This window comes from Propionispira arboris, assembly GCF_900109225.1.
In the GTDB taxonomy this organism is placed as follows: domain Bacteria; phylum Bacillota; class Negativicutes; order Selenomonadales; family Selenomonadaceae; genus Propionispira; species Propionispira arboris.
This window is the reverse complement of record NZ_FNZK01000015.1, coordinates 51576-77445: the sequence shown is the minus strand read 5'-3', so window position 1 is coordinate 77445 and position 25870 is coordinate 51576. Positions and strand designations below refer to the sequence as shown.

23 protein-coding genes and 1 riboswitch are annotated in these 25870 nt (G+C 38.9%); of the genes, 3 read left to right on the top strand and 20 right to left on the bottom strand.

Annotated features, from left to right (window positions below):
* Positions 1-184: 184 nt before the first annotated feature.
* The 9 genes from BMY14_RS14185 to BMY14_RS14145 all read right to left on the bottom strand — a co-directional run bounded on the left by BMY14_RS14185 (position 185) and on the right by BMY14_RS14145 (position 10524).
* Complete coding sequence (locus tag BMY14_RS14185; protein ID WP_091833118.1) at positions 185-2515, bottom strand: FAD-dependent oxidoreductase; 2331 nt, start codon at positions 2513-2515, stop codon at positions 185-187.
* A gap of 16 nt (positions 2516-2531) precedes the next feature.
* The gene (locus BMY14_RS14180) at positions 2532-4163 is read right to left on the bottom strand and encodes a glutamate synthase-related protein (protein WP_019555477.1); all 1632 of its coding nucleotides are present in this window, start codon (positions 4161-4163) and stop codon (positions 2532-2534) included.
* Positions 4151-5257, bottom strand: coding sequence for a class II glutamine amidotransferase domain-containing protein (locus BMY14_RS14175; protein WP_019555476.1), 1107 nt, complete (start codon positions 5255-5257; stop codon positions 4151-4153). The genes BMY14_RS14180 and BMY14_RS14175 overlap by 13 nt, the downstream gene beginning before the upstream one ends.
* Positions 5258-5989: 732 nt before the next feature.
* Positions 5990-6397, bottom strand: a complete 408-nt coding sequence (locus tag BMY14_RS14170) for a bactofilin family protein (protein ID WP_019555310.1) — start codon at positions 6395-6397, stop codon at positions 5990-5992.
* 70 nt (positions 6398-6467) lie between these two features.
* On the bottom strand, positions 6468-7370 hold the full coding sequence (locus tag BMY14_RS14165) for a M23 family metallopeptidase (protein ID WP_091833115.1): 903 nt from the start codon (positions 7368-7370) through the stop codon (positions 6468-6470).
* Positions 7371-7528: 158 nt separating this feature from the next.
* On the bottom strand, positions 7529-8035 hold the full coding sequence (locus BMY14_RS14160) for a DUF4446 family protein (RefSeq protein WP_091833112.1): 507 nt from the start codon (positions 8033-8035) through the stop codon (positions 7529-7531).
* Positions 8036-8056: 21 nt separating this feature from the next.
* On the bottom strand, positions 8057-8737 hold the full coding sequence (locus tag BMY14_RS14155) for a DUF554 domain-containing protein (protein ID WP_091833110.1): 681 nt from the start codon (positions 8735-8737) through the stop codon (positions 8057-8059).
* Positions 8738-8843: 106 nt separating this feature from the next.
* A complete protein-coding gene (locus tag BMY14_RS14150) occupies positions 8844-9770 on the bottom strand; it encodes a ParB/RepB/Spo0J family partition protein (protein ID WP_091833107.1) in 927 nt (308 codons plus the stop codon).
* Positions 9763-10524 carry a ParA family protein gene (locus tag BMY14_RS14145; RefSeq protein WP_091833104.1) on the bottom strand — a complete coding sequence of 254 codons (762 nt, stop codon included), beginning with the start codon at positions 10522-10524 and terminating at the stop codon, positions 9763-9765. The genes BMY14_RS14150 and BMY14_RS14145 overlap by 8 nt, the downstream gene beginning before the upstream one ends.
* 363 nt (positions 10525-10887) lie before the next feature.
* Between BMY14_RS14145 and BMY14_RS14140 the strand changes: the two genes are divergently transcribed.
* Both BMY14_RS14140 and BMY14_RS14135 read left to right on the top strand, forming a co-directional pair.
* A complete protein-coding gene (locus tag BMY14_RS14140; protein WP_245741426.1) occupies positions 10888-11586 on the top strand; it encodes a vitamin B12 dependent-methionine synthase activation domain-containing protein in 699 nt (232 codons plus the stop codon).
* A 50-nt stretch (positions 11587-11636) separates the two neighbouring features.
* Entirely contained in the window at positions 11637-14006 is a 2370-nt protein-coding gene (locus BMY14_RS14135; protein ID WP_091833099.1) for a homocysteine S-methyltransferase family protein, read from the top strand.
* Between the two features lie 179 nt (positions 14007-14185).
* Here the strand turns inward: BMY14_RS14135 and pfkA are convergent, their stop codons facing one another.
* The 7 genes from pfkA to BMY14_RS14100 all read right to left on the bottom strand — a co-directional run bounded on the left by pfkA (position 14186) and on the right by BMY14_RS14100 (position 19863).
* Positions 14186-15148 carry a 6-phosphofructokinase gene (pfkA, locus tag BMY14_RS14130; protein WP_091833096.1) on the bottom strand — a complete coding sequence of 321 codons (963 nt, stop codon included), beginning with the start codon at positions 15146-15148 and terminating at the stop codon, positions 14186-14188.
* 156 nt (positions 15149-15304) lie between these two features.
* Positions 15305-16123 carry an SDR family oxidoreductase gene (locus tag BMY14_RS14125; RefSeq protein WP_091833093.1) on the bottom strand — a complete coding sequence of 273 codons (819 nt, stop codon included), beginning with the start codon at positions 16121-16123 and terminating at the stop codon, positions 15305-15307.
* Between the two features lie 128 nt (positions 16124-16251).
* Positions 16252-16620, bottom strand: a complete 369-nt coding sequence (locus BMY14_RS14120; RefSeq protein WP_091833090.1) for a PTS glucitol/sorbitol transporter subunit IIA — start codon at positions 16618-16620, stop codon at positions 16252-16254.
* 83 nt (positions 16621-16703) lie between these two features.
* The gene (gene srlE, locus BMY14_RS14115) at positions 16704-17699 is read right to left on the bottom strand and encodes a PTS glucitol/sorbitol transporter subunit IIB (RefSeq protein ID WP_091833087.1); all 996 of its coding nucleotides are present in this window, start codon (positions 17697-17699) and stop codon (positions 16704-16706) included.
* A 42-nt stretch (positions 17700-17741) separates the two neighbouring features.
* Entirely contained in the window at positions 17742-18296 is a 555-nt protein-coding gene (gene srlA / locus BMY14_RS14110; RefSeq protein ID WP_091833084.1) for a PTS glucitol/sorbitol transporter subunit IIC, read from the bottom strand.
* A gap of 109 nt (positions 18297-18405) precedes the next feature.
* A complete protein-coding gene (locus tag BMY14_RS14105) occupies positions 18406-18819 on the bottom strand; it encodes a transcriptional regulator GutM (protein ID WP_019555323.1) in 414 nt (137 codons plus the stop codon).
* 72 nt (positions 18820-18891) lie between these two features.
* Positions 18892-19863, bottom strand: coding sequence for a sugar-binding transcriptional regulator (locus BMY14_RS14100; RefSeq protein WP_091833081.1), 972 nt, complete (start codon positions 19861-19863; stop codon positions 18892-18894).
* A 315-nt stretch (positions 19864-20178) separates the two neighbouring features.
* A riboswitch (ZMP/ZTP riboswitch) is annotated at positions 20179-20257 on the top strand.
* A gap of 57 nt (positions 20258-20314) precedes the next feature.
* Here BMY14_RS14100 and BMY14_RS14095 point away from each other — a divergent pair.
* Positions 20315-21487 carry a phosphoribosylaminoimidazolecarboxamide formyltransferase gene (locus BMY14_RS14095; RefSeq protein WP_091833078.1) on the top strand — a complete coding sequence of 391 codons (1173 nt, stop codon included), beginning with the start codon at positions 20315-20317 and terminating at the stop codon, positions 21485-21487.
* Positions 21488-21592: 105 nt separating this feature from the next.
* On the opposite strand, the gene BMY14_RS14090 is transcribed toward BMY14_RS14095, so the two are convergent.
* From BMY14_RS14090 to mnmG, 4 genes are all read right to left on the bottom strand, one after another.
* Complete coding sequence (locus tag BMY14_RS14090) at positions 21593-22180, bottom strand: hypothetical protein (RefSeq protein ID WP_019555326.1); 588 nt, start codon at positions 22178-22180, stop codon at positions 21593-21595.
* A gap of 34 nt (positions 22181-22214) precedes the next feature.
* The gene (gene noc / locus BMY14_RS14085; protein WP_091833074.1) at positions 22215-23171 is read right to left on the bottom strand and encodes a nucleoid occlusion protein; all 957 of its coding nucleotides are present in this window, start codon (positions 23169-23171) and stop codon (positions 22215-22217) included.
* A gap of 85 nt (positions 23172-23256) precedes the next feature.
* Positions 23257-23976, bottom strand: coding sequence for a 16S rRNA (guanine(527)-N(7))-methyltransferase RsmG (gene rsmG / locus BMY14_RS14080; RefSeq protein WP_091833072.1), 720 nt, complete (start codon positions 23974-23976; stop codon positions 23257-23259).
* Positions 23973-25853, bottom strand: a complete 1881-nt coding sequence (mnmG, locus tag BMY14_RS14075; RefSeq protein ID WP_091833069.1) for a tRNA uridine-5-carboxymethylaminomethyl(34) synthesis enzyme MnmG — start codon at positions 25851-25853, stop codon at positions 23973-23975. The genes rsmG and mnmG overlap by 4 nt, the downstream gene beginning before the upstream one ends.
* Positions 25854-25870: the final 17 nt, after the last annotated feature.

The following is a 25870-nucleotide window of genomic DNA, read 5'->3' as shown; positions in this document are numbered from 1 at the left end:
TATTTAAGAAGTTAACTAAAGGCAAAAACAAGATGCCATCTTTTTTTGATGACATCTTGTTCTTAATATATATCTTCAATCTGCCATTAATAGGGTATATATGGCAGTGTTTGCTTCTTCCGTAACGCCGCCACTCAACCCCCTATACCCCATTTCAGACGATTACCCTGTGACTTTAGGTTCTTTAATTTTTATTGTACGTTCTGTACATTTTAATAGGTTCATCGTTTGGCTTCAATGACCAAATACCGCATGGGCAAATGCCTGCACAGATACCGCAGCCAATACATTTATCTGGATCAGAAACATATTCGAACGTACTATCTTCCGCTTCAGATCGTGAAATTGCTTTTTCTGGACAAGATTCAATACACATCCGACAATCACGACAAGTACCACAACTAATACAACGGGCATGATCCTGTGATGCCTCTGGTAGATCACAGTGATGACACTTTTCAAAATACTCCTTGGTTATTCGCTGCGCTGGGATTTGCTCTTTTGTCACCAGGGGAATAATCGGTTCGCCAAGTGCATAAGCCGCTGCCGAATTTGCTGCATTGATTCCGGCACCAATTGCATCAACTAAACGCCCAGGCTTAATAACATCCCCAGCTGCAAACACGCCATCCATAACCGATTGATCTTTTTTAGCCACAATCCAATCACGAAATTTCTTAATTTGATTCTGAGGCAGATAATCTAAAATTGGGGCTTCACCAATCGAGACGATGACCATATCACCAGGAATAAAATTGCCATTGCCATCATAAAGTCCATCATCCGTAATTTTAGCCGTCATAAATGGCCAAATCAATCTTCCGCCTAATTCTTCAACATGCGTTATTTCTTTTTTAAACGCTGCCGGTTTTTGCACATCAATACAAGTTACCGTTTCAGCACCCATCTGATAAGCACCTACCGCGGTATCCATGCCAGAATTCCCACAGCCGATAACAATAACATGCTTCCCAATTTTAGGTGTTTCACCACGATTAACCGCTTTTAAGAAATATAATCCTTTGACGAGTTTATCCGCACCTTCCCATGGGAAAAATCTCGGATTATGCCCACCTGTAGCGACAACAACTGCATCATATTGTTTTTTTATTTCATTAAATTTAGCTGCATCAACCGTACAAGAAGATTCAAAATTAACTCCCATATCCACGATGCGCTGCAATTCAGTTTGCAATAACTCTTGTGATAAACGACCGCGCGGAATAACCTGTTCCAATTTTCCACCCATTTTAGCAGCATCATCATAGACAGTCACAAGATGCCCTTTACGCGCCAGCTGCCAAGCCGCAGACAAACCGGCAACCCCGCCACCAATGACCGCAATTTTTTTGCCAGTTTTTATTGTTGGTGGATCAATTTTTGCATACACGGAACTAAAGCCCAGTTCACCTATCTGTACTGCTTCATCAATCGTTGCCCGTGTACAGCCTTCCATACAAAGATTCGGACAAACCGAACCACAAACCGATCCAGGAAATGGTGTATAATCTAAAACCAGTTTATAAGCTTCTTCAAGTTTGCCTTCACGAATCAAGTCATAACGACGTTGTGATGGAATCCCCGCCGGACAATTAAATTCACATGGAGCAGCATATTTCGCATTGTCCCAAGACGGAATCCGTTGCCGATAAAGGCCCGTTACAACGGTACTTTTTACATCAAAATCATCCATCGCCACATCACTGAAAATACCGCCTTTCACCCAATCATTCAGACGAAAATCCTTAAAATCAGGTTTTGGTTTTGGTTGATGCTCTTCAAAGGACAGTGGTCTTAATTTTTGCCATTGACTCCAATCAGCTAAAATGTCATGCAGCTCCGGACGCTCAATTGAGGTCAAAAAAGAATCCAGACCGCCCTCTAAAAAAGCAATATCATCCGCTTCCAAATCTAGAAGCTTGATATCTGAAGCATACCCGTTGGCTTTGCCGCGAAAATATACAACCCCCCCTACCATACCGACACAGGCACGATCACCTAAAACGGAGGTAAACTCTTCACAGTCAACACCACAAACAACGGCACGACCACCGCCCATAAATTCAAACGAGAAACTACCTACATTTTTTAAGATCCAAAGTTCTGGTTCATCATAAAGCGGGTCATGTTTCATCAAAGAGCCTGAACGAGTCCCCGCCCTGCCGCCAATATAAATTTTACCGCCAGCCGAACAATGTCCCGCAGTATCACCAGCATCACCTTTAATTGTAATCTTACCACCAGCGTTCAGCCATCCAACATCAGCCGAAGCCGATTCATCAACAATAATTTCTGTATTATCCAAACACATCGAGCCAACACGCTGACCCGCATTTGTGACATGGAATTTCAATTTTTTACCTTCCGGATGCCATAATGGCCCACCAATATCATGCTGCCCGGAAGCTACTATATCAAAGTCGGTTTCACCATTGGCCACAGCTTCACCGATTGCCAATAACAAGTCTTGTGTAGACATACGTTCATGTCCCTGCAATGTATCTATTTTAAACATGATTCACGCTTCCTCCTTAGCATACATATTGAATACCGAGTTTATCGGCAATTGATTTATCTGTTGATACCAATGCATCACTCCGCCCAACCGGTAGTGAGCTATTGCCAATCGGTGCCATCAATTTACGCAATTCCTGATCGAATGCCAATACATAATCAACAATTTTTTGTGCCCCACGGTCAACATCCAAACGTTTTACAAGACGAGGGTCTTGCGTACAAATACCCGTTGGACATTTCCCTGTGTTGCAAGCATTACAGCGGCCATGTTCATTTCCTACACAGCCGAGCAGCTGAATGAGCAATTTACCACAAAAAACACCATTAGCCCCCAGACAAATCATCTTAAACGCATCAGCTGCAGCATTTCCAGTCATACCGATACCACCACCAGCATAAAGTGGTATTTGACCTTGTAGCCCTTGTTTTACAGCCGCTAAATAACATTCGCGCAGTTTTGAAACGACCGGATGCCCTGTATGATCCAATGAAATTTCATTCGCCGCACCGGTACCGCCCTGGATGCCATCTAAAAAGAATCCACCGCATATTTTATAGGGATCACGTAAAAGATTATTATACACCGATACCGACGTAGCAGAAGCTGCACATTTAATAGCAACGGGTACACGAAAGCCAAAAGCTGCATTTAAAGATAAATGCATTTTCTGAACAGATTCTTCAATTGAATACAAGCCTTGATGATTCGGTGGTGAAGACAACGTTGCTTTTGGTACACCACGAATAGCCTGCACATGTTCTGCAACTTTTGCCGCTGGCAAAAGTCCACCGTCCCCTGGTTTTGCACCCTGTCCAATTTTAATGAGCACACCTGCTGGATCAACTTTCATTTTAGGCATCGCCTGAATAATACGGTTCCAGCCAAAATGCCCTGAGGCAATCTGTAAAATCATATATTGAAGTGACTCCGATTCCATGAGTTTCACCGGCATACCGCCTTCACCTGAACTCATCCGAACCGGCAAGCCGCATTTTTCATTTAGATAAGCCGTCGCCATTGCGACGGACTCCCAAGCTCTTGTTGATAGTGCTCCAATCGACATATCCGAAAAAATCAACGGATAAATCCAATTGACAGGCGGCGTTTTTTTCGCCAGGCTGAGTTTACCATTTTTTAAATTAAATGGTAATTCATGCGGCGACAAAACACGACCAAACGGAGCACGAATATCAAACGTGTGACGCTGTGAATCAAGCGATGGATCGGTCATTTGGCTGATCCGGCCAACAACAATGCTGTCAAAAGTCCTCTGCGCATTAAGATTCGTACGCCCACCACGTTTTATTGGGCCATTGTCGCGAGATAAGAGTGTTTTACGAGTATCTTCATTTCGAACTGGACGAATTGCATTATTGGGGCAGACTTTTTCACACATTCCACAACCTACACAGGCATCTGCCAAAGATGCCTTTTGTTTAATCACAGGAATCGTGATTTGCTTATGTTTCGGATCTGGCTGTGCTCCTTTTGACACAGTAATCGAACGGCGTGACATCGCCGGCTCAATTGCATTAAAGGTACACGATGCTACGCAGCTGCCACACATCGTGCAGCGTTCCTGATTATATTCAATCTTCCAGTTAAGATCATTGATGCCAATGTCTTGTGTTCTTACTGTTTCCATCTTTGTACCTCCAAATCGTTGTTGATAACAACAACTTCACGTTCATTCGGATAAATGTCTTTTGACATATCACGATTTGGTAAAATTTCATTCAATCCGCAAACTTCAGAAGAAATCGCGATAACCGTATCATCTCCGCCTACAACTACCGGACGCAATTTTTTAGAATCGCAGCACGTAATCATTTCACCGCTTGGCAAGACAGCAATAATTGTATTTGGTCCATTAATTTCCAAATGAGCCAACGATTGACGAATTGCCTGCAACACATCTTTATCTTCACGGGCTTCAATCTCAGCAAAAGGCAAAGGCGTAATAACATGTTTATAATATTCGATTGGCCATTTGAGTTCATGCAATACATAATGAAGTGTATATAAAAAATTCTGTGAATCCGATTCAAAGCCGATATACCCATGATGTAAGGATTTCTGAAATTCTTTATTTTTCGTATAAAACGTATTTTCACCATTTGCACACAATGTATACCCTTGCAAAAAGAAAGGATGCGCTGCATAACGTACAATGTCATAATTTGTATTTTGACGGCACTGCGCGACGATACTTTTCGCTACAAGGCAGCCATTGTCATCCCATAGTCTAAAGTAAGTAGCAATATCACGTGGATCGCCAATTTCTTTAAGAGTCAGTACATCCGGCCAAAAAGAATACACAAAACCTTCCCCTTGGTCTTCTAGTAATTTACGGAGTGCTAACCGAATGTCTAACAGTAATGTTTCGCGTTCAGCCGGCGTTTTTTCGTTATAATGTTCAGGATAATCATAATTGCGGAAAATGTAATATGGCATAGCTTGAATATCAAGTCCAGGCTGTTTATTTGGGACAGGAATCCATTCCGCTAACTGCACAAAGTTATGACTATCCATAAAATCTTCCACTAACTCAGCCCCTCGCTGGGTACAGGCCAAAGACAACAATGGTTTATCTTTATAATTTGAGAAAATCCCATATAAATCCTGCATAACCATAGCAAACCCTGAATTATCATGACCTTCCTGCTGCGGAAGCATTAAATGCAAGGCTTTTGACGGATGAACGGGTACTTTACTCTTGATTGAACCAATTCTACACATACTTTTCTCCTCCATAAATATACAAAATTCAAATGCTTATCTGAAGTGAAATATCCAACTTCTAAAAGAAGTACAATGATATGTCTCCATTCATAAATAGTCAATAAAAGATCACATACCAACTAAAATATATCGTGTATGGTACATGATCTTTGTCAGCACCATTGCCGGTAATCAAAATCTATCTCTTTATTTAGATGAAAGAAGACGATATACATATATCGCCTTCTTTTTACAAAAACGAACTATTCCGTGTGATGAGTACATTTGTTTCGTTACATTGCATTTAAATGTAACGTAATTATAATTATAAGAATGTAATCTTATACTGTCAATATGCATATATCGTTGTAATTTTCTGAAAATTTTTCACTTATGATCATATTTTTCACAAAATGTATTTTCTATGCTGTATATATATACATCCTATGTGTCAATATACATAGGAATCACTTTACATATATTTATAATATATAGTCTCTTGCCTGCGATATACAAGCTCTATGAATGTATTTACTTTAAAAAGAATTTATTTTGTACTGTATTGTTTTGCGGTATACACGAATACAATAACTTTTTTTTATGATACAGCATCTCTATAATGTATTTTGTATATTTTTGCAGTTGAAAGCATTGACCATGAATTTTACTGCACTTTATATAAAAAAAACGAGGTAGATAATTTTTCATCCGCCTCGTTTATTACTCATTTCTTAAACAAAAAAATATGTATTACGCTTTTTTAGATTGTGCCAGATTAACGACCTCTGCATCTTTGCGCTTTGCTTCCATATCGCTATGTCCTTTAAATTTTGCACCTTCATCAATGCTTAGTATTGCAGCTTTCACATCACCAATCAATTGACCTGATTTAAAAATTTCAAGTTTATTAGAAATATTCACGTTCCCCGTAACAATACCAGAAATAAGCATATTGTCTGCTTTCACATTACCACTAACTTTGCCCAGCTCACCAATAATAACATCACCGGAAATTACAATATCTCCTTCCAGATTGCCATCAAGACGAATATTACCGCTGCCTTTGATTTCACCTTTAAGCTGCGTATTTTTACCAATTATTGTTTCAATTTCACTATTTACAGTCATGCCTGTTGATTTTTTTGTATTGCCAAACATTTCACCACATCCTCGTCCGCTTAAACAAAATACAGTTCAAACTATCATAACTTTCATTTAAAAATAATTTCTATAAATAACTTGACGGATTTACTGGTTTACCATTCACTCGTACTTCATAATGTACATGGGGCCCGGTACTAAACCCAGTACTGCCCATATAGGCAATAACCTGACCTCGCTTTACTTGTTGTCCAGTAGTCACTACGACTCGCTGTGCATGTCCATAACGAGTCATCAGTCCATTGCCATGATCAATATCCACCATATTTCCGTAACCACCAGAGTTCCATCCAGCAGCTGTAACAATGCCATCTGCAGTTGCTACAATAGGCGTACCTGCATCATTTGCAATATCAATGCCAGGATGAAAATCTGTTCCACCCCATCTAAGTCCGTAAGGAGAACTTACATCTCCCGTAGCCGGCCAAATTGAAGGCGTAACCGCTATAACCTCTTGCTGCACCGAAATTTTTTCTTTAAGGTCTTCCAAGCTTTGCTTCCGAATCGCAATATTTTTTTCAATGGCATCTAATGTGTCACTTAGATTTTGAATATTAGGCTGAATCAAAGGTCCACCCTGACCATCATGTGTGCCGCCAGCCCCTGGATTTGAATCCGTTCCATCATTAATAGAAGAAATTCGCCGAATTTCCGCTTCCATCTGATTGAGCTTATCAATATCATCCTGCAATGTACTCGCTTTTTTAGCTAATTGTAAAATCTGGGACTGCTGAATACTATTTACCTGGCGAAGTTCCGTAATCTCCGCCTGCTCACTGCCAGCTAAATGCAAGCTATATGTAGAATATCCAAATGCTCCTATAAATAAAACAATCCCGACCGTAATCGACACAATACCATATTTAATCATACGAATCGGCAAGCGAATGCTACGTACTGTTTCACCTTGATGCGGAATAATTTTGATGGTATATTCCCGATGATCCGGCTTTTGAACTTGCTTATCCAAACAAAATCCTCCAAACTATAAATTATTTAAATTTATCTATATCTCTCTTTGATTTTCATAAAAAAAACCTTGCACTATAATATTATAGCACAAGGTTTTCATCTTTTAAAGATAATTTGACGTAAATTTAATATGCGAGGGACAATTCTTATCGAGGCCTATTCTCGTGCTTTTGCCAGTGCTTGTAATTCTTCATCGGTCAATGTATAAGAAGAGGCTCCATTTACAATTGGTTTCGCATAGGTTCTTGACTCTTCCCGTCCAAATAAACTTGATAAAATAATACCATTATTATTATCATCAAGCAAAGCTACAGCATAACTCAAATCACTACCAATTCCATCAAAAGCACTAAAACGTACAACCCCTACTTTATGCAATGATTTTTTGACCATAACATCAAGTCGTTTATTCTCTTGCTCAATTTGATTTGATTTTTGCACGGCTTCTCTGACTTCATCAATGTGCCCCATCAGTATATGTTCTATATTGGCTCCATCCGTCCCATTCATCATTTTTTTATAACGTTTTTGCATATGTGATACATTTAAATAAATATTAATAATAACAATATACATTATTAACACTAAGATTCCTAATCCCCCAATGATGTAAAACATATTCCCCATCATAAAGTTCATAAAAACTACATTGTCTATCGCCATTTCCAAGTCTCCTTATTTCATTTATAACCAACCCAGCCAAACAAAAAAAACTGCTAAGGGAATCGCTGGCAATAAATTCGCTGTTTTAATATTTACAATTTCAAGCATCGACAAACTAATTGCCACAATCAAAATTCCGCCAACACCACTGAGTTCATGGATCATCGCCGTGGATACCACATCACCAAAAAATCCAGCTCCGATTGTGATAGCACCCTGATAAAGCAAAACTGGAAAAGCCGAAAAAGCCACACCAATTCCCATTGTAGCTGCAAAAATCACCGCTGCAATCCCATCAATCAAAGCTTTTGCATAAATAATCGAAGCATCGCCCGTAAGACCAGCCTGAATACTGCCAACAATAGCCATAGCTCCAATACAAAAAACCAAAGATGCCGTAATCAAACCTTTGCCAACATCCCCATACTGCCTGCCAAACTTTTCGGTTACTTTGGCACCAAATCGATTGAGAATACTATCAATATTGATAAATTCTCCTACCAAAGCGCCCAAAGCCAAACTCAAAATAACAATAATGATATTTTCACTCACCAATGCCATTTTTATGCCAATCAGAAAAACGGCTAACCCAAGTGCCTGCATAATCGTTTTTTTATAACGGCTGGGGATACCTTGCTTCATTAATAATCCTAAAAAGGCTCCGGTAATGATTGCTAAAAAATTTACTAATACGCCCTTCATGCACTCTCCTTATTCCTTCTATATGCTTTTCCACCAAGTTATTTTATCACAAATCATCTACATTACCTAAGGAAAAACAAAAAATTTTCAATCCGGACCGACCAATTTAAACAATAAATTGGCCTTGCTTTAAACTACTTTGAATCGTTGCCGGTTTCGTTAGTGTTTCTAAAATACGTTCCAAATCTTCCTCTGAATAAAATTCAATTTCAATCTTACTTTTTATTTTTCCTGAGCGAATTTTCACTTTTGTTCCTAAAATGGCTTGCAAATGATCTTCCGCTTCAACTACAAAAATTTCTTTTGGTTTTGGTATAATCTCCTCACGTTCTTCACAATCCTTCAAATAGGTAGGCACTTTTATTAGTTTTTTCACGAGATCTTCCACAGCTCGAGCTGATAAGTTTTCCGCAATAATAAAATCAGCAGCTTCTACCTGTAAATCTGCCTCAGCTAAGCCGATTAAAGGTTTCGCCTGCCCCATGGTCAAGGATCCATTGGCAATATACGACTGAACCGGCGCGGATAAATTTAAAAGGCGCAGGAAATTGGCAATATGCGAACGGCTTCGACCTACTTTTTGAGCAAGCAATTCCTGCGTAAAGCCAAACTCTATCAGCAAGCGTTCATACGCCCTTGCTTCTTCAATCGAATTTAGATCTTCACGCTGTAGATTCTCAATTAAAGCAATTTCTGTCATTTCGGCATCACTATATTCTCGAACAATCGCCGGAATCGTCTTACACCCCGCCAGCTTCGAAGCACGCAGCCGTCTTTCGCCAGCAATCAATTCATATCCTGTTCCTTTTTTACGGACAAGAACCGGCTGTAGAACCCCATATTGAAGAACAGAATGCATCAATTCATCTAATGATTCATCATTAAATTCTGTCCTTGGCTGAAATTGATTCGGAATAATATCCTCCACACGTAAAGCTTTGACCTTATCTTTGGTATCGGCATCTAATCCCGCCGTATCCTGTATTAATGCACCAAGTCCCTTGCCCAATCCGCTATGTGTTATTTTACTCATTTGCAATCACTTCTTTCGCTAAGGCCCGGTACACTTCTGCCCCTTTTGATTTTGGATCATATTCAATAATCGGTTGTCCATAAGAAGGTGCTTCACTGAGACGTACATTTCTTGGAATAACCGTTTGATATACACGCTCTTGAAAATGATTTTTTACCTCTTCCGCAACTTGCATCGATAATTTTGTCCGGGAATCGTACATTGTCAAAAGTACGCCCTCTAACGTTAAATCCGAATTCAAATTTTGCTGAACCAGCTTAACGGTATTCATCAGTTGAGAGACTCCTTCCAATGCATAAAATTCACATTGGATTGGCATTAAAACTGAATCAGCCGCGGTTAAGGAATTCAATGTAAGCAACCCTAATGATGGCGGACAGTCAATAATCACGTAATCATAATTTTCTTTAATCTGATCAATCGCTCGTTTTAATTTTGTTTCGCGCGAAATAGCGGATACGAGTTCGACTTCTGCACCTGCCAGCTCAATCGTAGCTGGCAATATATGTAAATTTTCAAAATTTGTTTTTTGAATCGCCTCTTTAATTGGTAATCCATCTACTAAAACATTATAAATGGATTGTCCAATTTTGGATTTATCTACCCCATAACCGCTCGTTGCATTGCCTTGCGGATCCACATCCACGAGTAAAACTTTCTTTTTCTCAGCTGCCAGGCAAGCACTTAAGTTAACGGATGTTGTTGTTTTGCCTACGCCACCTTTTTGATTGGCGATTGCAATTGTTTTTGCCACAACTGTCACCTTCTTCCTTCAGTATCTATACGAATATCCCGTTTACAAATAGAAGCTCTTAAATTTATTGAATTCCACAACTTTTATACTTTATCCTGCTATGATAAGATGAAAAACTACAATTGGTGTAAATTTTATTTTGTTATATATTTTTCCTATAAGTTTTGATGCAATAAAAAGTATAAATCCAGCAAGAAAAATACTCACCAATTCAGACCATTTTATGTTAAAATAATACTACTTAAGCTTACAATATTACATAAATTACGTTACTATATAATTTGCATTAAAAAAATAGCATCTAAACTATTAGGTTGCCATATAAAATATTCAATGCAACTTATATCGCTTAAAATGTTGCACGTGAAACATTTTAATGAAGGAGGAATTGACTTGCCTATTTATAATTCTGTATTAAAACAAATTGATCCTGTTGAAACAAAACGGTACGCTGGTTTAGGCAAAGTTGATTTCAATGAGGCCATTATTCAAAAAGCCTGTTTAGAAGCACAGCTTCTGGCAGAACCTAAAGGAATCTGGCAAATATATAATTACAACACTTGTAGTTACAAAGTCGAATCATCTCCAGAATTTTTAATCCGTGGCGAGAAGATTCGTAAACATCTGGCAACATCTGCCAAAGTAATCGTATTAGCTGTCACAATTGGTGAGACTATTGAAAAACAGATCACGAATTATTTTAAACAAGGTGAATATTCATATTCCTTATTACTGGATGCTGCGGCAACAACGGCAGTAGAGCAAGCTGCGGATGATGTTGAAAAAACCATTAAACAATATACAACAGCACAAGGCTATCAAATGATTTGGCGATTTAGCCCTGGCTACGGAGACTGGGATATTTGCTTTCAGCCTGAAATGCTGCATTTATCCGACGCCAAAGAAATTGGCATAACTCTTACAGAATCCATGATGTTAATTCCCCGAAAATCCATAACTGCTATCATCGGTTTAGTGCCAAATTCCAACGAAAAAAATGAGAAAAAGCAATCTTGTTCCGCTTGCAGCAAGCAAGATTGTCTGGCTCGCCGCAGTAGTTAATATTTCATTTTATTTTCACTTTAAAAATCAATAAATAAAAGGAGCTTTTTATGATATATGTTTTTGATGGTGCTATGGGTACTATGTTGCAATCCGCTAATTTAAAACCAGGTGACTGCCCCGAACTATTAAATATCATTCAACCTGATCTAATAAAAAAAATTCATCTGGATTATATTTCCAGTGGTGCTGATATCATTGAAACCAATACATTTGGTGGAAATCGAATTAAATTAGAGCATTACGGCTTAGCAGATCGCACGAGAGAAATTAATATAGCAGCTGCAAAAATTGCAAAGGATGCCGCAGGCAAAAAGATAAAGGTAGCCGGATCGATGGGACCAACGGGGAAATTTATTGAACCCTTAGGTGAACTTAGTTTTGATGAAGCCTATAGTGTCTTTTTTGAACAAGCCCGTTATTTAGCCGAAGCAGAGGTTGATTACATACTCATTGAAACCAGTATTGATATTCAAGAAATGCGTGCCGCACTTCTTGCAGCAAAAACAGCTACCAATCTACCAGTAATCTGTCAAATGTCATATAGTAATGATGGACGTACCGTTACTGGAACCGATCCTCAAACAGCTGCCATTACGCTTGAAGCAATGGGGGCTGATATAATCGGTGCAAACTGCTCTTTAGGTCCTGAACAATTATTACCTATCATTCGGATACTAGCACAAAATACCACAAAACCCATTAGTGTACAACCAAATGCGGGAATGCCTCATTTGGTTAATGGGAAAACCATCTTCCCCATGGATTCCACAGAAATGGCACAATGGGCACCACAGCTAATTGAAGCCGGTGCCAGTTTTATTGGCGGCTGCTGTGGGACAACCCCTCAACATATTGCTGCTATAAAAAAAGCCATTACCGGTCTAAAAGCATCAACAAGAAAGCAGTCCCTGCCACGACTTGCGCTTACGAGTCGCAGCAAAACAGTTTTTATTGATAAAGATTTACCAACGGTTTTAATTGGTGAACGCATCAATCCAACGGGACGCAAAAAACTTGCCGCAGAAATAAAATCCGGATCGTTTTTATCAGCAAAAAAAGAAGCATTAGAACAAATCCAAGCTGGTGCTCATATTCTAGACATCAATATGGGTGTAGGTGGAATGGATCAAACAGCCGCAATGAAAAAAGCCATTACTGAAATTGCCCAGCTTGTTGATGTACCATTAGCCATTGACACGAGCGACGCCACGGCACTCGAAGCAGGGCTCAAAGCATATCCTGGTCGAGCACTCATAAATTCAGTCAGTGCAGAACCAGAACGTCTAGAAACCTTTCTACCGTTAGCAAAAAAATATGGAGCAGCTATATTGTGTCTGCCAATTTCAGCAAATGGTGTACCAAAAACAGCTGACGAACGCCTTCAAGTTATGGAAACGATTCTTAATGAAGCATTCGAATTTGGCCTCAAGGCAGGTGACTTTTTACTAGATGGTCTTGTTATGACAGTTGCAGCAGAGCCTAACGCTTGCCAAGAAACATTAAGCACATTACGTTTATATCGAGCAAAGTTTGGCTATCCCAGCACAATGGGACTTAGCAATATTTCTTATGGTTTACCCAATCGACCACTCATCAATTCCACTTTTTTTGCAATGTGCTTAGCCGCTGGGCTTGATGCTCCGATTATGAATCCTTATGATAAACCAATGCAAGATACACTGTTTGCCAGTGCTGCCTTGATTGGACACGATCAAAATGGGCGTGCTTACAGTTTAATCGCCTCCAATCAAGCTGTGCCAAAAGGAGCAGCCACTGCACCAGAAATAGATGTCGACATTTTGACAGCAATAAAAGCTGCCGTTATGAATGGTGAAAAAGAAGCCGTAGCCTCGCTAGTTGAAAGAGCTTTGGCTGAGAAATATCCACCAACAGAAATCACGGAAAAAGCATTAACTGCTGCCATGAATGACATCGGAATTGGGTTTGGCAATGGAAAATTATTTCTACCTCAAGTTTTACTTTCTGCTGAGGCGATGCGTGCTGCTTTTTTAAAAATAAAAGAAATCTTACCTGCGCAAAATTTACAAAACAATGGCACCGTCGTCATTGCTACAGTAAAAGGAGATATTCACGATTTAGGGAAAAATATTGTAGCGGCATTATTAGAAAACAATGGTTTTCAGCTAATTGATTTAGGAAAAGATGTTGATGCGGAAACGATTGTCCGTAAAGCTCTTGAATATGATGCTGATATTGTTGGCTTATGTGCGTTAATGACAACAACGATGACGCAAATTGATACCGTAATCCATGCACTCAAAAAATCTGGCAGTAACGCAAAGGTAATGGTTGGGGGTGCTGTCCTTACACAAGAATATGCCAATCAAGCTGGTGCGGACTGTTATGCCAAAGATGGTGTCGTAGCCGTAAATTTAGCAAAAAATCTTTTAAAATAATGTTTCACGTGCAACATTATTACCAACAAAAAGCAGCAAACAAATGTGTTTGCTGCTTTTGTTTATATATCGAATGTATCAAATCAATGATGTCTAGCCTATTAGGTTGTCAGGAAAAATATAAAGAATTCCGACAGCGGACAAAACAAATGTTGCACGTGAAACATTTGTTGGTCTCATCAACTTAATATTTTAGCTAACCTCAAATAGTCCGGATCTAAACTTTTTATATTTGTTACAGCATCATGCAAATCAATACTGACAATTTTACCTTTTTGAAAGCCAAAAACGATATTTGATAAACCAGAAATCAATGCTAATGCCGCTTTTTCACCAAGGCGACTTGCTTTCAAACGATCCTCAACGGAAGGCGATCCCCCACGTTGAATATGACCCAAAACTGATATACGTGTATCAATCCCCGTTTTATCGCCTATAATTTTGCCAATCGCGGTGCCACTACCAACGCCCTCCGCTACAACAATAATACTAGAACGTTTGCCACGGGCATATCTGGTCCTCAAATTATCACAAATAGCATCCAAATCATATGTTTCTTCTGGTACAAGAATATATTCTGCACCGCCAGAGATACCCGCAACCATTGCCAGCCAACCCGATTTACGGCCCATAACCTCAATAACAATAATGCGGCTATGCGCGGATGCCGTGTCCCGCAGTTTATTAATTGCTTCAACAATCGTATTCGCTGCGGTATCGGAACCAATCGTATAATCCGTACCCCAAACATCATTATCAATCGTCCCCGGTAAGCCAACAATCGGGATTCCTTGTTCCGCACTTAATTTTTGGGCACCGCGCAAACTGCCGTCACCACCGATAATAAGTAAACCCTGAATACCTTTTTTGACCAAAATATCATATGCTTTTTTACGGCCTTCTGGTGTTTCAAATTCTGGGCAACGCGCCGTTCCCAAAAAAGTTCCCCCACGCTGAATAATATCACTTACCGATTGCGATTTCATTTCAAACATATTTTCTTCTAATAAGCCTTTATAGCCATCATTGATACCCCAAACCTTAACCCCTTCATATAACGCGGTTCGAACAACGGCGCGAGCTGCTGCATTCATACCAGGACTATCTCCGCCGCTTGTTATCACTGCAATACTTTTTAACATAAAATGATCGCCTCCTGCTCTATAGTATTCGCTTCTCAACGAAAAATTCCTGTAAAATCTATAACCATGTAGCTATAGAGAAAAAATGAAAGCAGTCAGGCTAGAAAAAATAAAAACATTTTCTAACCTGACTGCTTGAGAACAAAATACTTTACATTAACCTCGCGTTTTGCCACCTGCAACATTATATGTAACACCGTGAACATAGCCCGCTCGCTTGCTGCTTAAAAACAAAACAAGATTCGCTACTTCATCCAATTTTCCTGGACGTCCAAGTGGTGTAGTTGCTGTACTATTATAGCCAGAACGAAGTTGTTCAACTGAAATATCTCTTGTATACGCTAAAGCTTCTTCATATTGAATCGTTCGTAGTCCCGTTGCTTCGAGAATACCTGGTGCCACGCCAATCACACGGATATTATGCTTACCTAATTCCTTCGCCCATGAGCGAGTAAACGAATTGACTGCATTTTTAGTAGCAGCATAAATACTTTGTCCTTCAGAGCCTTCCAGACCACTTTCCGACGACATATTAATGATGACTCCTTCACCATTTTTAATAAATTCTTTACCAACGGCCTGTGCACATAGATATACACCTTTTAAATTAACTGCTACAACTTTATCAAAAACAGCTTCAGTTAGCTCATATTGACTAGCCGGCTCTTTGGCATCAATTAACAAGCGAGGAATATTAATACCAGCATTATTAACAAGAATATCAATTTTACCAAATTTCTTTTTGGCCAGATCAAGCATCAAAGAAATACTTGACGCTTTCGTAACATCCGTAACAACATACAACATTTCACCACTCGCTGAATGCGTATCAAACTCTGGTTGACTCGGATTCATATCACAAACTACAACATTTGTTCCATTATCTAAAAACATTTGTGCAACTGCCTTACCAATGCCTGAGGCCCCACCAGTCACAATTGCTGTTTTTCTTTCTATTTTCAACCAAGATTCCATTTTTATCTCCCCTATTCTAGTTTTGACCAAATATTCATCCAGCCTAAAGTATGTGCATTTCTTCACATTTTATTTTTATAGAAAAGGCCGTCGCGTACGCTGCAGCCTTTATTATATTCTTTGTTAGATCAAACACGTATAATCGTAAGTTCATCCCCTAAAGTTATTGCCCCAATTGGCAAATCTTCAAGATACAAACTACCTTCTAATGATTCGCCTTCCTGATTATTATTAAAACGCAATGTGATATGTCCCAAATCCTGTAAATTTTTCTGCACTTGATTTCCGACAAAAACGATTTTATATTTGCGTTGATTTATTTGAAAAATATCTCCTATTTTAATAAGATCTTGTAATTGATTTCCATCATGAAGCACACAATAATCCACTAACTCTTCAGGAGCATTTTCATTAAATAAAATCATCATTTTTTCACTTTTGAAAGATTCTACTAAAGACCCCAGCTTCACTACTTTTGTCTTATAAATTGTCTGCATTTGTAATACCCCCAAAAAATTCAACTTTTTCGGCAGAATAAAATCTTTTAACTTTATCCTGCCAATAAAAGTTGTTATTTTATTTAACTTTCATATAAGCCAAAACTAGCCAACCAAGCAATTGCTACTGTAAGCGGACCTGTAATAAAGCGGGAATAAAGTACAGATGGTACCCCAACTTCAACCGTTTCGGCTTCTGCTTCTGCCAGACCTAACCCCACTGGGATAAAGTCACAAGCAGCTTGTGCATTAATAGCAAATAGTGCTGGCAATGCAAGATGCGGCGGAATACTGCCTTTACCAATTTCCACACCAACTAAAACCCCGATAACCTGTGCTATAACAGCCCCCGGTCCTAAAAATGGGGAAAGAAATGGAAATGAGCATATAAGAGATAAAATCAATAGACCACCAAAGGATCCTGCAAGTGGTGTTAAGAAATTCGCGATAACATCACCTATTCCTGTACTTAAAACGACACCGATAAGCATCGATACAAATGCCATAAATGGTAATATGGTCTTAATAATCGTATTAATTGTATCACGCCCGGCTTGGTACAATGTAGCGGTAATCGAACCCATCATCTTACCAATTTTCGCCATCGCCCCAACCTGTTGTTCCGATATTTTTTTGCTTGTATCATAAGAGCGTTTACTGATGCCCCCAGGTACAACTGAAGTCGAAACAGCTGCTGCCACTGATCCGTCACTGAAGGTAATATTGGCTTCTGTTACATTGGATACATAAATATCGGCTTTAATATGCTGTGCCAGAGGCCCACTAGGTCCTGTTGGATTTAGGTTGATTGTTGGTATCCGTTTTTGCGGATAAATACCACAACGAAGCGTACCTCCGCAATCAATTACCACACATAACGTTTCATCGTCCGGCACCTTGGTTTTAAAGCCATCAATAAGTTCGCAACCCGTCATCTCTACAATTTTCTGTGAAATTGGTGATATTACACCACCGGTTATATTTACCACTTTATTTTTCTTATCCGTTGGCGTGAGCACAAGCGGGCCGCCAAAGCCCCCCTTACCTGCGGATACAACAATTTCTTTATAATCTGCCATTTTTAGTAATCTCCTTTACGTTATCATTCTCATGTTCAGTATTTAGGACTTGATTGCGACAACTTCCGTATTTAATTTAACCCCCTGCTGTTTTTCAACATAAGATGTCGTAAAATCCGTAATCCAGCCTCTTAAGAAATTCGTTACAATCCCAACTAAGAAATAACGTAATGCCAGGTCAACGGTAGGAAAACCAAGCTGAGTAATGCCATTTGCAATTCCTAAGAAAACAAAAAGTTCACCAGGATTTACATGAGGAAATAACCCATTTAAGGTATGACAAGAAAATGAACTTGCCGCATAATAACTTGGTTTAAATTTTTCTGGCATAAACTTGCCCAGTGATAATGTCATTGGATTACAAAAGAAAAATGTCCCAATAACAGGAAGGATCATATACCTTGCAATTACGTTACCTGCACAAAGATGCGCAAGTTTTTCAATTTTATCTTCGCCAACAAAACGAATAATAGCATTCATTGCTACGAGTAAACAGATTAAAGTAGGAACAATACCGGTAACCAGAGAAACAAATGTTTTACCTCCTGCATTAAACATACCGATAAAACCTTGTGCTAAGAAAACTAATGAATCCATAAATAACCCTTCTTTCTTTTTGACTTTTGGCATATTAATCATTTATCACAATCAAAGGTTTGAAAATATTTTGATATAAACAAATATCGAATGAAACACAAAGACCCGCTCAGTCAGCTAATTCATTGGCTGTAGTCATCATTTTTTTTTCCAATTCCAACTGGCTAAATGATTTATAATCTTCGACAGCCTGTAATACAGCTTTTTTAGTCTGTTTAGGCAGCCCTGCACAAACCATCTCATTTAGGTCTAATAAGTTGATTCCATTCAAGCAGTCAAATGACTTCACACCAGCAAAGATTGTTAGTCCTTCAATTTTTTCACCTTTGATGATATTGCAGTTTTCATCAATACACAACAATACCACTGCACCTGCGACCACTCTGCCTTTTGATCGGCCAATTGCAACTCTGCCAAAGGATCTAAGGTGTTTCAGATGGCGATTGAAGCGGCGAAACTGCAAAAGGCCTAATACACATTGCAAAATCCACATCAAAGCCCCCAATAAAATCAACCACAACATTATATGTTCCTCCTTTAATACTCTTTAAACAAAATCCAACCCTTTGAATTTGTAATCCATATGTTTGCTAAATTAAATCGGTGCACCTCCTTCATATTCCAATAACAATTTTGCTGTATCTTCATCAGAAATCAATACATTAATAAATTTCCCTTTAAGTGCCCCATAAATAGCCGGCACTTTTTCCTTTGAAGCAGCAATCCCGATTGAATATTCCAATGTTCTAAGTTTTTCCAATCCAATTGCGATTATTTTATCAGTAAAGTCAGTTTTTACAACTAAACCATTGCTATCATAAAAAATAGAACAAATTTCGCCGACTACACCAGATTGAGCCAAATTATCAATACTTTCCTTAGCAAAAGCACCAGTAGCAAAATCACCAGCCCAAACAAGATTCGAAGATTTAACTGGAGCTCCAATACCGACAAAAGCAATATCCATATTGTTCCAATATTCAACTATATTTGCATAATTCACATCTTGAATAATCGCCTCGCGAATCTCCGCTGTTTTCGTAATAGCCGGCGCATATAAATAATGGCTGTTTGAAGAAAATGCCTGCGCTACCTTATAACAAATCGTATTAACATGAAACTCACTATCAATATTTTCCGGTCCACCTACCAGCGGAACAAAATCAACTGATACCGGGCTGCAATGTTCTAAAGCAGACTGTCTAGCCAATGCACCGATTGAACTCCCCCAGGCAAAACCAATTATTTTATTAACCGCAATAATGCGTTTTAAAAAAGCCAGTCCGGCTTTTCCCATATTATTTTTTACTTCATCCGAATCAGAATTGGATGAAACAATATAAACTTCCTTAAGATTAAATTTTCGTTCTAAAGCTGCTTCTAAATATGCATAAGAATCATCAACAATTGATATTTTAACAAGTCCTGCGTCCATGGCTCTTTTTAAATATTTACTTACAGTTGTACGATTCATCCCCAGCTTAGCAGCAATATCACTCTGTTTCATATTCTCTATATAATACATGTTTGCCACTTTTATTAATAAACGTCGTTCTACCGGTATCATCAATACACCACCTATTTATATTTATAATGTAATGCATTGTCACATATGTTCCCATACATAACATTTGTTATCCTTGTGCTTATAATAAACTATACAAGGAAAAAAATCAAGTACCAATCGTAAATATTTTATTATTTAGACTCTTTTTATATTGTTTTTTCCTAAACAATATAAATTAAAGCTACTATTTGTTTTTTTATTTATTATTTAATCTTGTTTTATCCATAGAAGCCATCCCCACCAAGCTGCGACTATAAAAAATAAAAAAGCGACTCAGCTTGACAAAAAAGAGCCCCAATGATACATTCATACTAGAAGTTGTTATACGACTGACGGAAGTGGAAATGACCACATGAAGTATAGCAAAAAAGAGCCGACCGTCTGGGCAAAAAAGACCCAAGACAAGTGGGCTCTTTTTGATATCTTTTTTTAAGTAAAGGAGATTCTCTATATGAATGAAATTGAACTAAAATATGGCTGTAATCCAAATCAAAAGCCAGCAAAAATCTTTGTTGAATCCGGTAATCTTCCCATTACTGTATTAAATGGCAAACCTGGTTATATCAATCTCTTAGATGCATTCAACAGTTGGCAGCTCGTCCAGGAATTGAGTCAAGCGACCAGTCTGCCGGCAGCAGCATCCTTTAAACACGTCAGCCCCGCTGGAGCTGCTGTAGCGACACCATTATCCGATATTTTAAAAAAAGTCTACTTTGTTGATGGCATCGAATTGTCCCCCATTGCAACAGCCTACGTTCGGGCGCGCGGTGCCGACAGAATGTCCTCTTATGGTGATTTTGTCGCTTTATCGACAGAATGTGATGCTCAAACAGCATCTTTTCTTGCCCGTGAAGTATCGGATGGGATTATCGCACCATCTTATTCTGCGGCGGCACTCGAAATACTCAAAACAAAACGCAAAGGCAGCTATCTGGTCATTAAAGTTGATCCAAGTTATGAAGCACCATTGATTGAAAAAAAAGAAGTTTTTGGTATTACTTTCGAACAAAAACGCAATACTTTAAAAATAGATGCTACTTGTCTTGAGACAATTCCGACGAAAAAGAAAAACTTATCAGACAATGCAAAACGTGATCTTTTAATTGCACTCATCACACTTAAATATACACAATCTAATTCTGTATGTTATACCAAAGATGGTCAGGCGATTGGAATTGGAGCTGGTCAGCAGTCACGCGTCCATTGTACAAGACTCGCCGGCAGTAAAGCCGATGTCTGGTATTTAAGACAAAATCAAAAAGTAATTCAACTGCCTTTCAAAACAAATATACGTCGTCCAGACCGCGATAATGCGATTGATACCTATATTTCAGATGATTATATGGACTTGTTGCAAGATGGTGTTTGGGAAACAGTCTTTACCGAAAAGCCCGCCGTTTTTACAAAAGAAGAAAAATCGGCTTGGCTGAAAACACTGACGGGTGTAGCGCTTGGGTCCGATGCCTTTTTCCCTTTTGGCGATAATATTGAACGGGCTCACAAAAGCGGCGTTGATTTTGTAGCACAAAGCGGCGGCTCAATTCGCGATGATAATGTAATTGAAACCTGCGATAAATATAATATGACTATGGCATTTACCGGAATTCGCTTATTTCATCACTAATGAAAATTAGAGAATTACAAAAAGAGGCACAAATTGGTGAAGTTGAACTTCATCAATTTGTGCCTCTTTTACGTCTAAAAAACCGTTAAAATTCACACTACAGTATTACATGGCAATTCGCAGTACGTTATCAAAAAAATTACTGCCACCAGACTTCTTGATTTTTTTCTCTGGAGATAAAACTTTCATTTTTTCAATCACAACTTGATACAAGGAATCTTCTACACTTCCAGGTACAATATTTTCCCAATTTGCATCAAGATATGGTTTTTGGACGAGATCGTTTGTGGGACGCCCAGCAATTTCGGCTTCGCATAATAACTGAATCTGTTTTTTTGCTGGACGAAGATAATAATGTTCTAAAATATAAGTTTGCGGATAATGATAAGCTGTATCTTGTGGTTCAACGAGCTTAACCCAAACATCAATTAGCTGTTCATCATCACGATAGGGACAGGCAATTCGCTGTGCCGTCTTCACATCTAAATAATACGTATAGGTCTCATCCGCAAAAATCTGGACAAAACGATCTGTCACCACCGTATCTTTTTTATCCGAGCTCGCTTTTTCAGCCGACAAACCACTACTGGAAGCATCAACTGGCTTTGAAGCCGGTAACGGTGGTTGTGCCGCTTGACAAACAGCTGCAAAAGACAACCATATGGCAAAAAATAAGAAATAACGTTTTAACATAAAAATTCCCTCCACATTTAAACAAATACAAAGACTATTTTTTCTTGTGTTTTGGAATGATCATCTTCACCGTAATATACTCTTCTGACTGTTCTTGCTGAACCTTCACTTTCAAACCAGACTGCTTCATCTGATCAACAACTTGGTTTATTGTATTAAGGAAAATCCTCACATCGCGCACAATTCTTACAACATTTTTACGAGAAACTTTCGGCGTTATTTCCTGGGAAATTTCCTCTAACATTTCTTGAATCAAAAGTTCTGTATCGCGTACATTTAGTGATTTTTCAATAATCACCAGCAAAGCTTCCTGCTGTTTCGCTTCATCTGGTAATTTTAAAAGAGCCCTCGCATGACGTTCCGTAAGTTTTGCATCACATAACTCAGTCCGAATTTGTATACTTAATTTCAATAGACGTAATTTATTAGCAATCGTTGACTGACTTTTTCCCATACGTTTAGCAAGCTCTTCTTGTGTAAACCCAAATTTATGTAAAAGTTGAGAAAAACCTTCTGCCTCTTCAAGAAAATGCAAATCTTCTCTCTGCAAATTTTCAATCATAGCAATTTCAGCCATTTCAGTATCATTTAATGTTTTTACAATAACCGGAACTTCTGTAAGTTTTGCCATTTTAGAAGCACGTAGCCTGCGTTCACCAGCTACAAGCTCATACCCTAAACCCTTTTTCCTCACTAAAAGCGGTTGGATGACACCAAACGATTGAATTGATGCCGCTAAGTCTTGTAACGCCTCAAGCTGAAACGTCTTACGTGGTTGAAATGGATTAGGAATAATTTGTGTAATATCTAAAAATCGTACATTGTTCCTAGTGTCGCTTTCCTGCTGCAATTCGGCTGAAGTATCAACAGCGGCAACAGTTAGCGGCAAAGCTTTTTCAATTACCGCAACATCAGCTTGTGTCACAGTATTTTCAGCCTGAGTTTTGGATGTATCAGAACCTATTCCAAACAATCTGGCTAAACCTTTCATTCACCCACCCCTATATCTATAACATGATTTAAAAATTGATTCATTTAGTTAGTTCGTTTTCTACTCAAGAAAACCCTTTTTCTTACTAAGAAAGGGGACTTTTTTCCGGGGTACCTGCTTTACGCGGATAAACCGTTGGCGTTTTCTTGATTTTTTTTATATAAAGCACTGCTCTAATATCATCAAGTCCAGGCAATTTCACAGGAACAATTTTTTCAAGCTTTCCGCCAAGGATTGCAATTACCCTGTTTGCCTCATCCACTTCATCTGCATACTGCATACCCTTAAGTGCCACAAAATATCCCCCAATTTTTACAAATGGCAGACAATATTCACATAAAACAGTCAATCTAGCCACGGCTCTTGAAACAGCAACATCAAACTGTTCCCGATACTGTTTTTGCCTGGCCCCTTCTTCCGCACGAGCATGAATGACGGTTGTGTTTTCTAATTTGAGTTCATCGACTACGCACTGCAAAAATTTTACTCGTTTATTTAAAGAATCCAATAAAGTCAAATCTAAATCAGCTTGAAAAATTTTAAGCGGCAAACCAGGAAAACCAGCGCCTGTACCAACATCAATCATATGTGCTCCAGCAAAAAATACAGTCTGATCAAAACAGCTGATAGAATCAATCATATGTTTAACAGCTACCTGATCTGGTTGTGTAATCGCCGTAAGATTAACCTGCTGATTCCACCTGATCAGTAAGTCAAAATATTTATTATAAGCCTCCGCTTGATCTTGTGTCAACGATAACTGATAGAGAGCTGCCGCTTTACTTAACTCTTCACTAAAAATCATCTTATTCCTCCACTACGGCGATTTTGTTCAAGATACACCAGTAGGATTGAAATATCTGCTGGAGATACTCCTGAAATACGACTGGCCTGTCCGATCGACCGCGGTTTAATAAAGCTCAATTTTTCACGCGCCTCATCCCGTAAACTAGGCACAATCGCATAGTCAATACTGTCAGGAAGCAATTTTTCTTCTAATTTTTCGGTCCGTTCGACTTGTTCTAATTGTTTTTTTATATAACCTTCATACCAAACCATAATTTCCAGTTGATTTTTGACCTCCGCTGAAACAGCGGGCAGCTCAAATTGACTTTGCACCAAATCATAGGATAATTCCGTACGTTTCAGTAAATCATATAGCGAAGTTGTGGTACGAATATCCGAGGATCCGATCGCCTGTAGTTTAAGTAACGTTTCTTTATTCGGGTTTATTTTTATATTTTTCAATAAAATCAAGGTTTCTTCAATACTCTGCCTTTTTTCACTAAATCTTGCATACCGTTCATCTGAGACAAGACCTACACGTCTACCTTTTTCTGTTAAGCGCAAATCCGCATTATCCTGTCGCAGCAGTAAGCGATATTCAGCCCGCGAAGTCATAATTCGATACGGTTCATGTGTCCCCTTCGTTACAAGATCATCAATTAAAACACCGATATAAGCATCTGAACGTTTCAAAATAAGTGGTTCTTGATCTTTCACAAACATAGCAGCATTAATACCAGCAATCAGCCCCTGCGCAGCAGCTTCTTCATAACCAGATGTCCCGTTAGCTTGTCCAGCCGAAAAAAAGCCATGGATTTTTTTAAATTCTAACGACAATTTAAGTTGAAGTGGATCTACGCAGTCATATTCGATTGCGTAACCCGGTCTCATAATCTGAACATTTTCCAGACCAGGAATTGTTTTCAAAAATTTCATTTGCACATCAATCGGTAAACTTGTGGACATCCCTTGCACATACATTTCTTCTGTATTTAAGCCTTCCGGTTCAAGAAATAACTGATGCTTTTCCTTATCGGGAAAGCGAACAATTTTTGTCTCAATCGAAGGACAATAACGCGGACCAATACCTTCTATCATTCCATTGGCCATTGGTGCACGATATAAATTATCCCGAATAACCTGATGAGTCTGTTCATTCGTATACGTAAGCCAGCAGGGCACTTGTTCCCGCGTCGTAATATCACTCATAAATGAAAAGTTGTGGGCCTCCTCATCTCCTGGCTGAATAATCATCTTTGAAAAATCCAACGTACGTCGATCAACACGTGCTGGTGTCCCCGTCTTGAAACGCATCAGCTCTACACCTAAGGTTTGCAATGATGAAGATAATTTTTCAGCTGCTCTCTGCCCATTTGGTCCACCAGTATAACTATTTTCACCAAGAATTATTTTCCCGCGTAAATACGTACCAGATGCCAAAATTGCTGCACGACAATAATAAATTTCACCAGTTTCAATTTGAATACCTTGAATCGTATCATTTTCGACTAGCAATTTTTCCACCAATAATTGTTTCACGTCAAGATTTTGTTGAGTCTCACACGTTTCCTTCATCGTAAATTGATACAGTTTTTTATCTGCCTGTGCCCTGAGTGCGTGCACAGCCGGTCCTTTTCCTGTATTGAGCATACGATATTGAATACATGTTTTATCTGCATTCAGCCCCATCTCACCGCCCAGTGCATCGAGTTCACGTACTAAATGCCCCTTCGCTGGACCACCAACCGATGGGTTACATGGCATCATCGCAATATTATCCATATTTAACGTCGTAAGCAATGTCTTACAACCAATCCGAGCTGATGCCAGGGCAGCTTCCACTCCGGCATGACCAGCTCCGATGACAATGACATCATATTTCCCTGCAACAAACACAAAATACATCTCCTTAT

Coding starts and splice junctions, on each gene's coding strand:
- BMY14_RS14185 (WP_091833118.1), bottom strand. CDS start 2,515: ATGTTTAAAATAGATACATTGCAGGGACATGAACGTATGTCTACACAA.
- BMY14_RS14180 (WP_019555477.1), bottom strand. CDS start 4,163: ATGGAAACAGTAAGAACACAAGACATTGGCATCAATGATCTTAACTGG.
- BMY14_RS14175 (WP_019555476.1), bottom strand. CDS start 5,257: ATGTGTAGAATTGGTTCAATCAAGAGTAAAGTACCCGTTCATCCGTCA.
- BMY14_RS14170 (WP_019555310.1), bottom strand. CDS start 6,397: ATGTTTGGCAATACAAAAAAATCAACAGGCATGACTGTAAATAGTGAA.
- BMY14_RS14160 (WP_091833112.1), bottom strand. CDS start 8,035: ATGGCGATAGACAATGTAGTTTTTATGAACTTTATGATGGGGAATATG.
- BMY14_RS14155 (WP_091833110.1), bottom strand. CDS start 8,737: ATGAAGGGCGTATTAGTAAATTTTTTAGCAATCATTACCGGAGCCTTT.
- BMY14_RS14150 (WP_091833107.1), bottom strand. CDS start 9,770: ATGAGTAAAATAACACATAGCGGATTGGGCAAGGGACTTGGTGCATTA.
- BMY14_RS14135 (WP_091833099.1), top strand. CDS start 11,637: ATGATATATGTTTTTGATGGTGCTATGGGTACTATGTTGCAATCCGCT.
- pfkA (WP_091833096.1), bottom strand. CDS start 15,148: ATGTTAAAAAGTATTGCAGTGATAACAAGCGGCGGAGATAGTCCTGGT.
- BMY14_RS14125 (WP_091833093.1), bottom strand. CDS start 16,123: ATGGAATCTTGGTTGAAAATAGAAAGAAAAACAGCAATTGTGACTGGT.
- BMY14_RS14120 (WP_091833090.1), bottom strand. CDS start 16,620: ATGCAGACAATTTATAAGACAAAAGTAGTGAAGCTGGGGTCTTTAGTA.
- srlE (WP_091833087.1), bottom strand. CDS start 17,699: ATGGCAGATTATAAAGAAATTGTTGTATCCGCAGGTAAGGGGGGCTTT.
- srlA (WP_091833084.1), bottom strand. CDS start 18,296: ATGGATTCATTAGTTTTCTTAGCACAAGGTTTTATCGGTATGTTTAAT.
- BMY14_RS14105 (WP_019555323.1), bottom strand. CDS start 18,819: ATGTTGTGGTTGATTTTATTGGGGGCTTTGATGTGGATTTTGCAATGT.
- BMY14_RS14100 (WP_091833081.1), bottom strand. CDS start 19,863: ATGATACCGGTAGAACGACGTTTATTAATAAAAGTGGCAAACATGTAT.
- BMY14_RS14095 (WP_091833078.1), top strand. CDS start 20,315: ATGAATGAAATTGAACTAAAATATGGCTGTAATCCAAATCAAAAGCCA.
- BMY14_RS14090 (WP_019555326.1), bottom strand. CDS start 22,180: ATGTTAAAACGTTATTTCTTATTTTTTGCCATATGGTTGTCTTTTGCA.
- noc (WP_091833074.1), bottom strand. CDS start 23,171: ATGAAAGGTTTAGCCAGATTGTTTGGAATAGGTTCTGATACATCCAAA.
- rsmG (WP_091833072.1), bottom strand. CDS start 23,976: ATGATTTTTAGTGAAGAGTTAAGTAAAGCGGCAGCTCTCTATCAGTTA.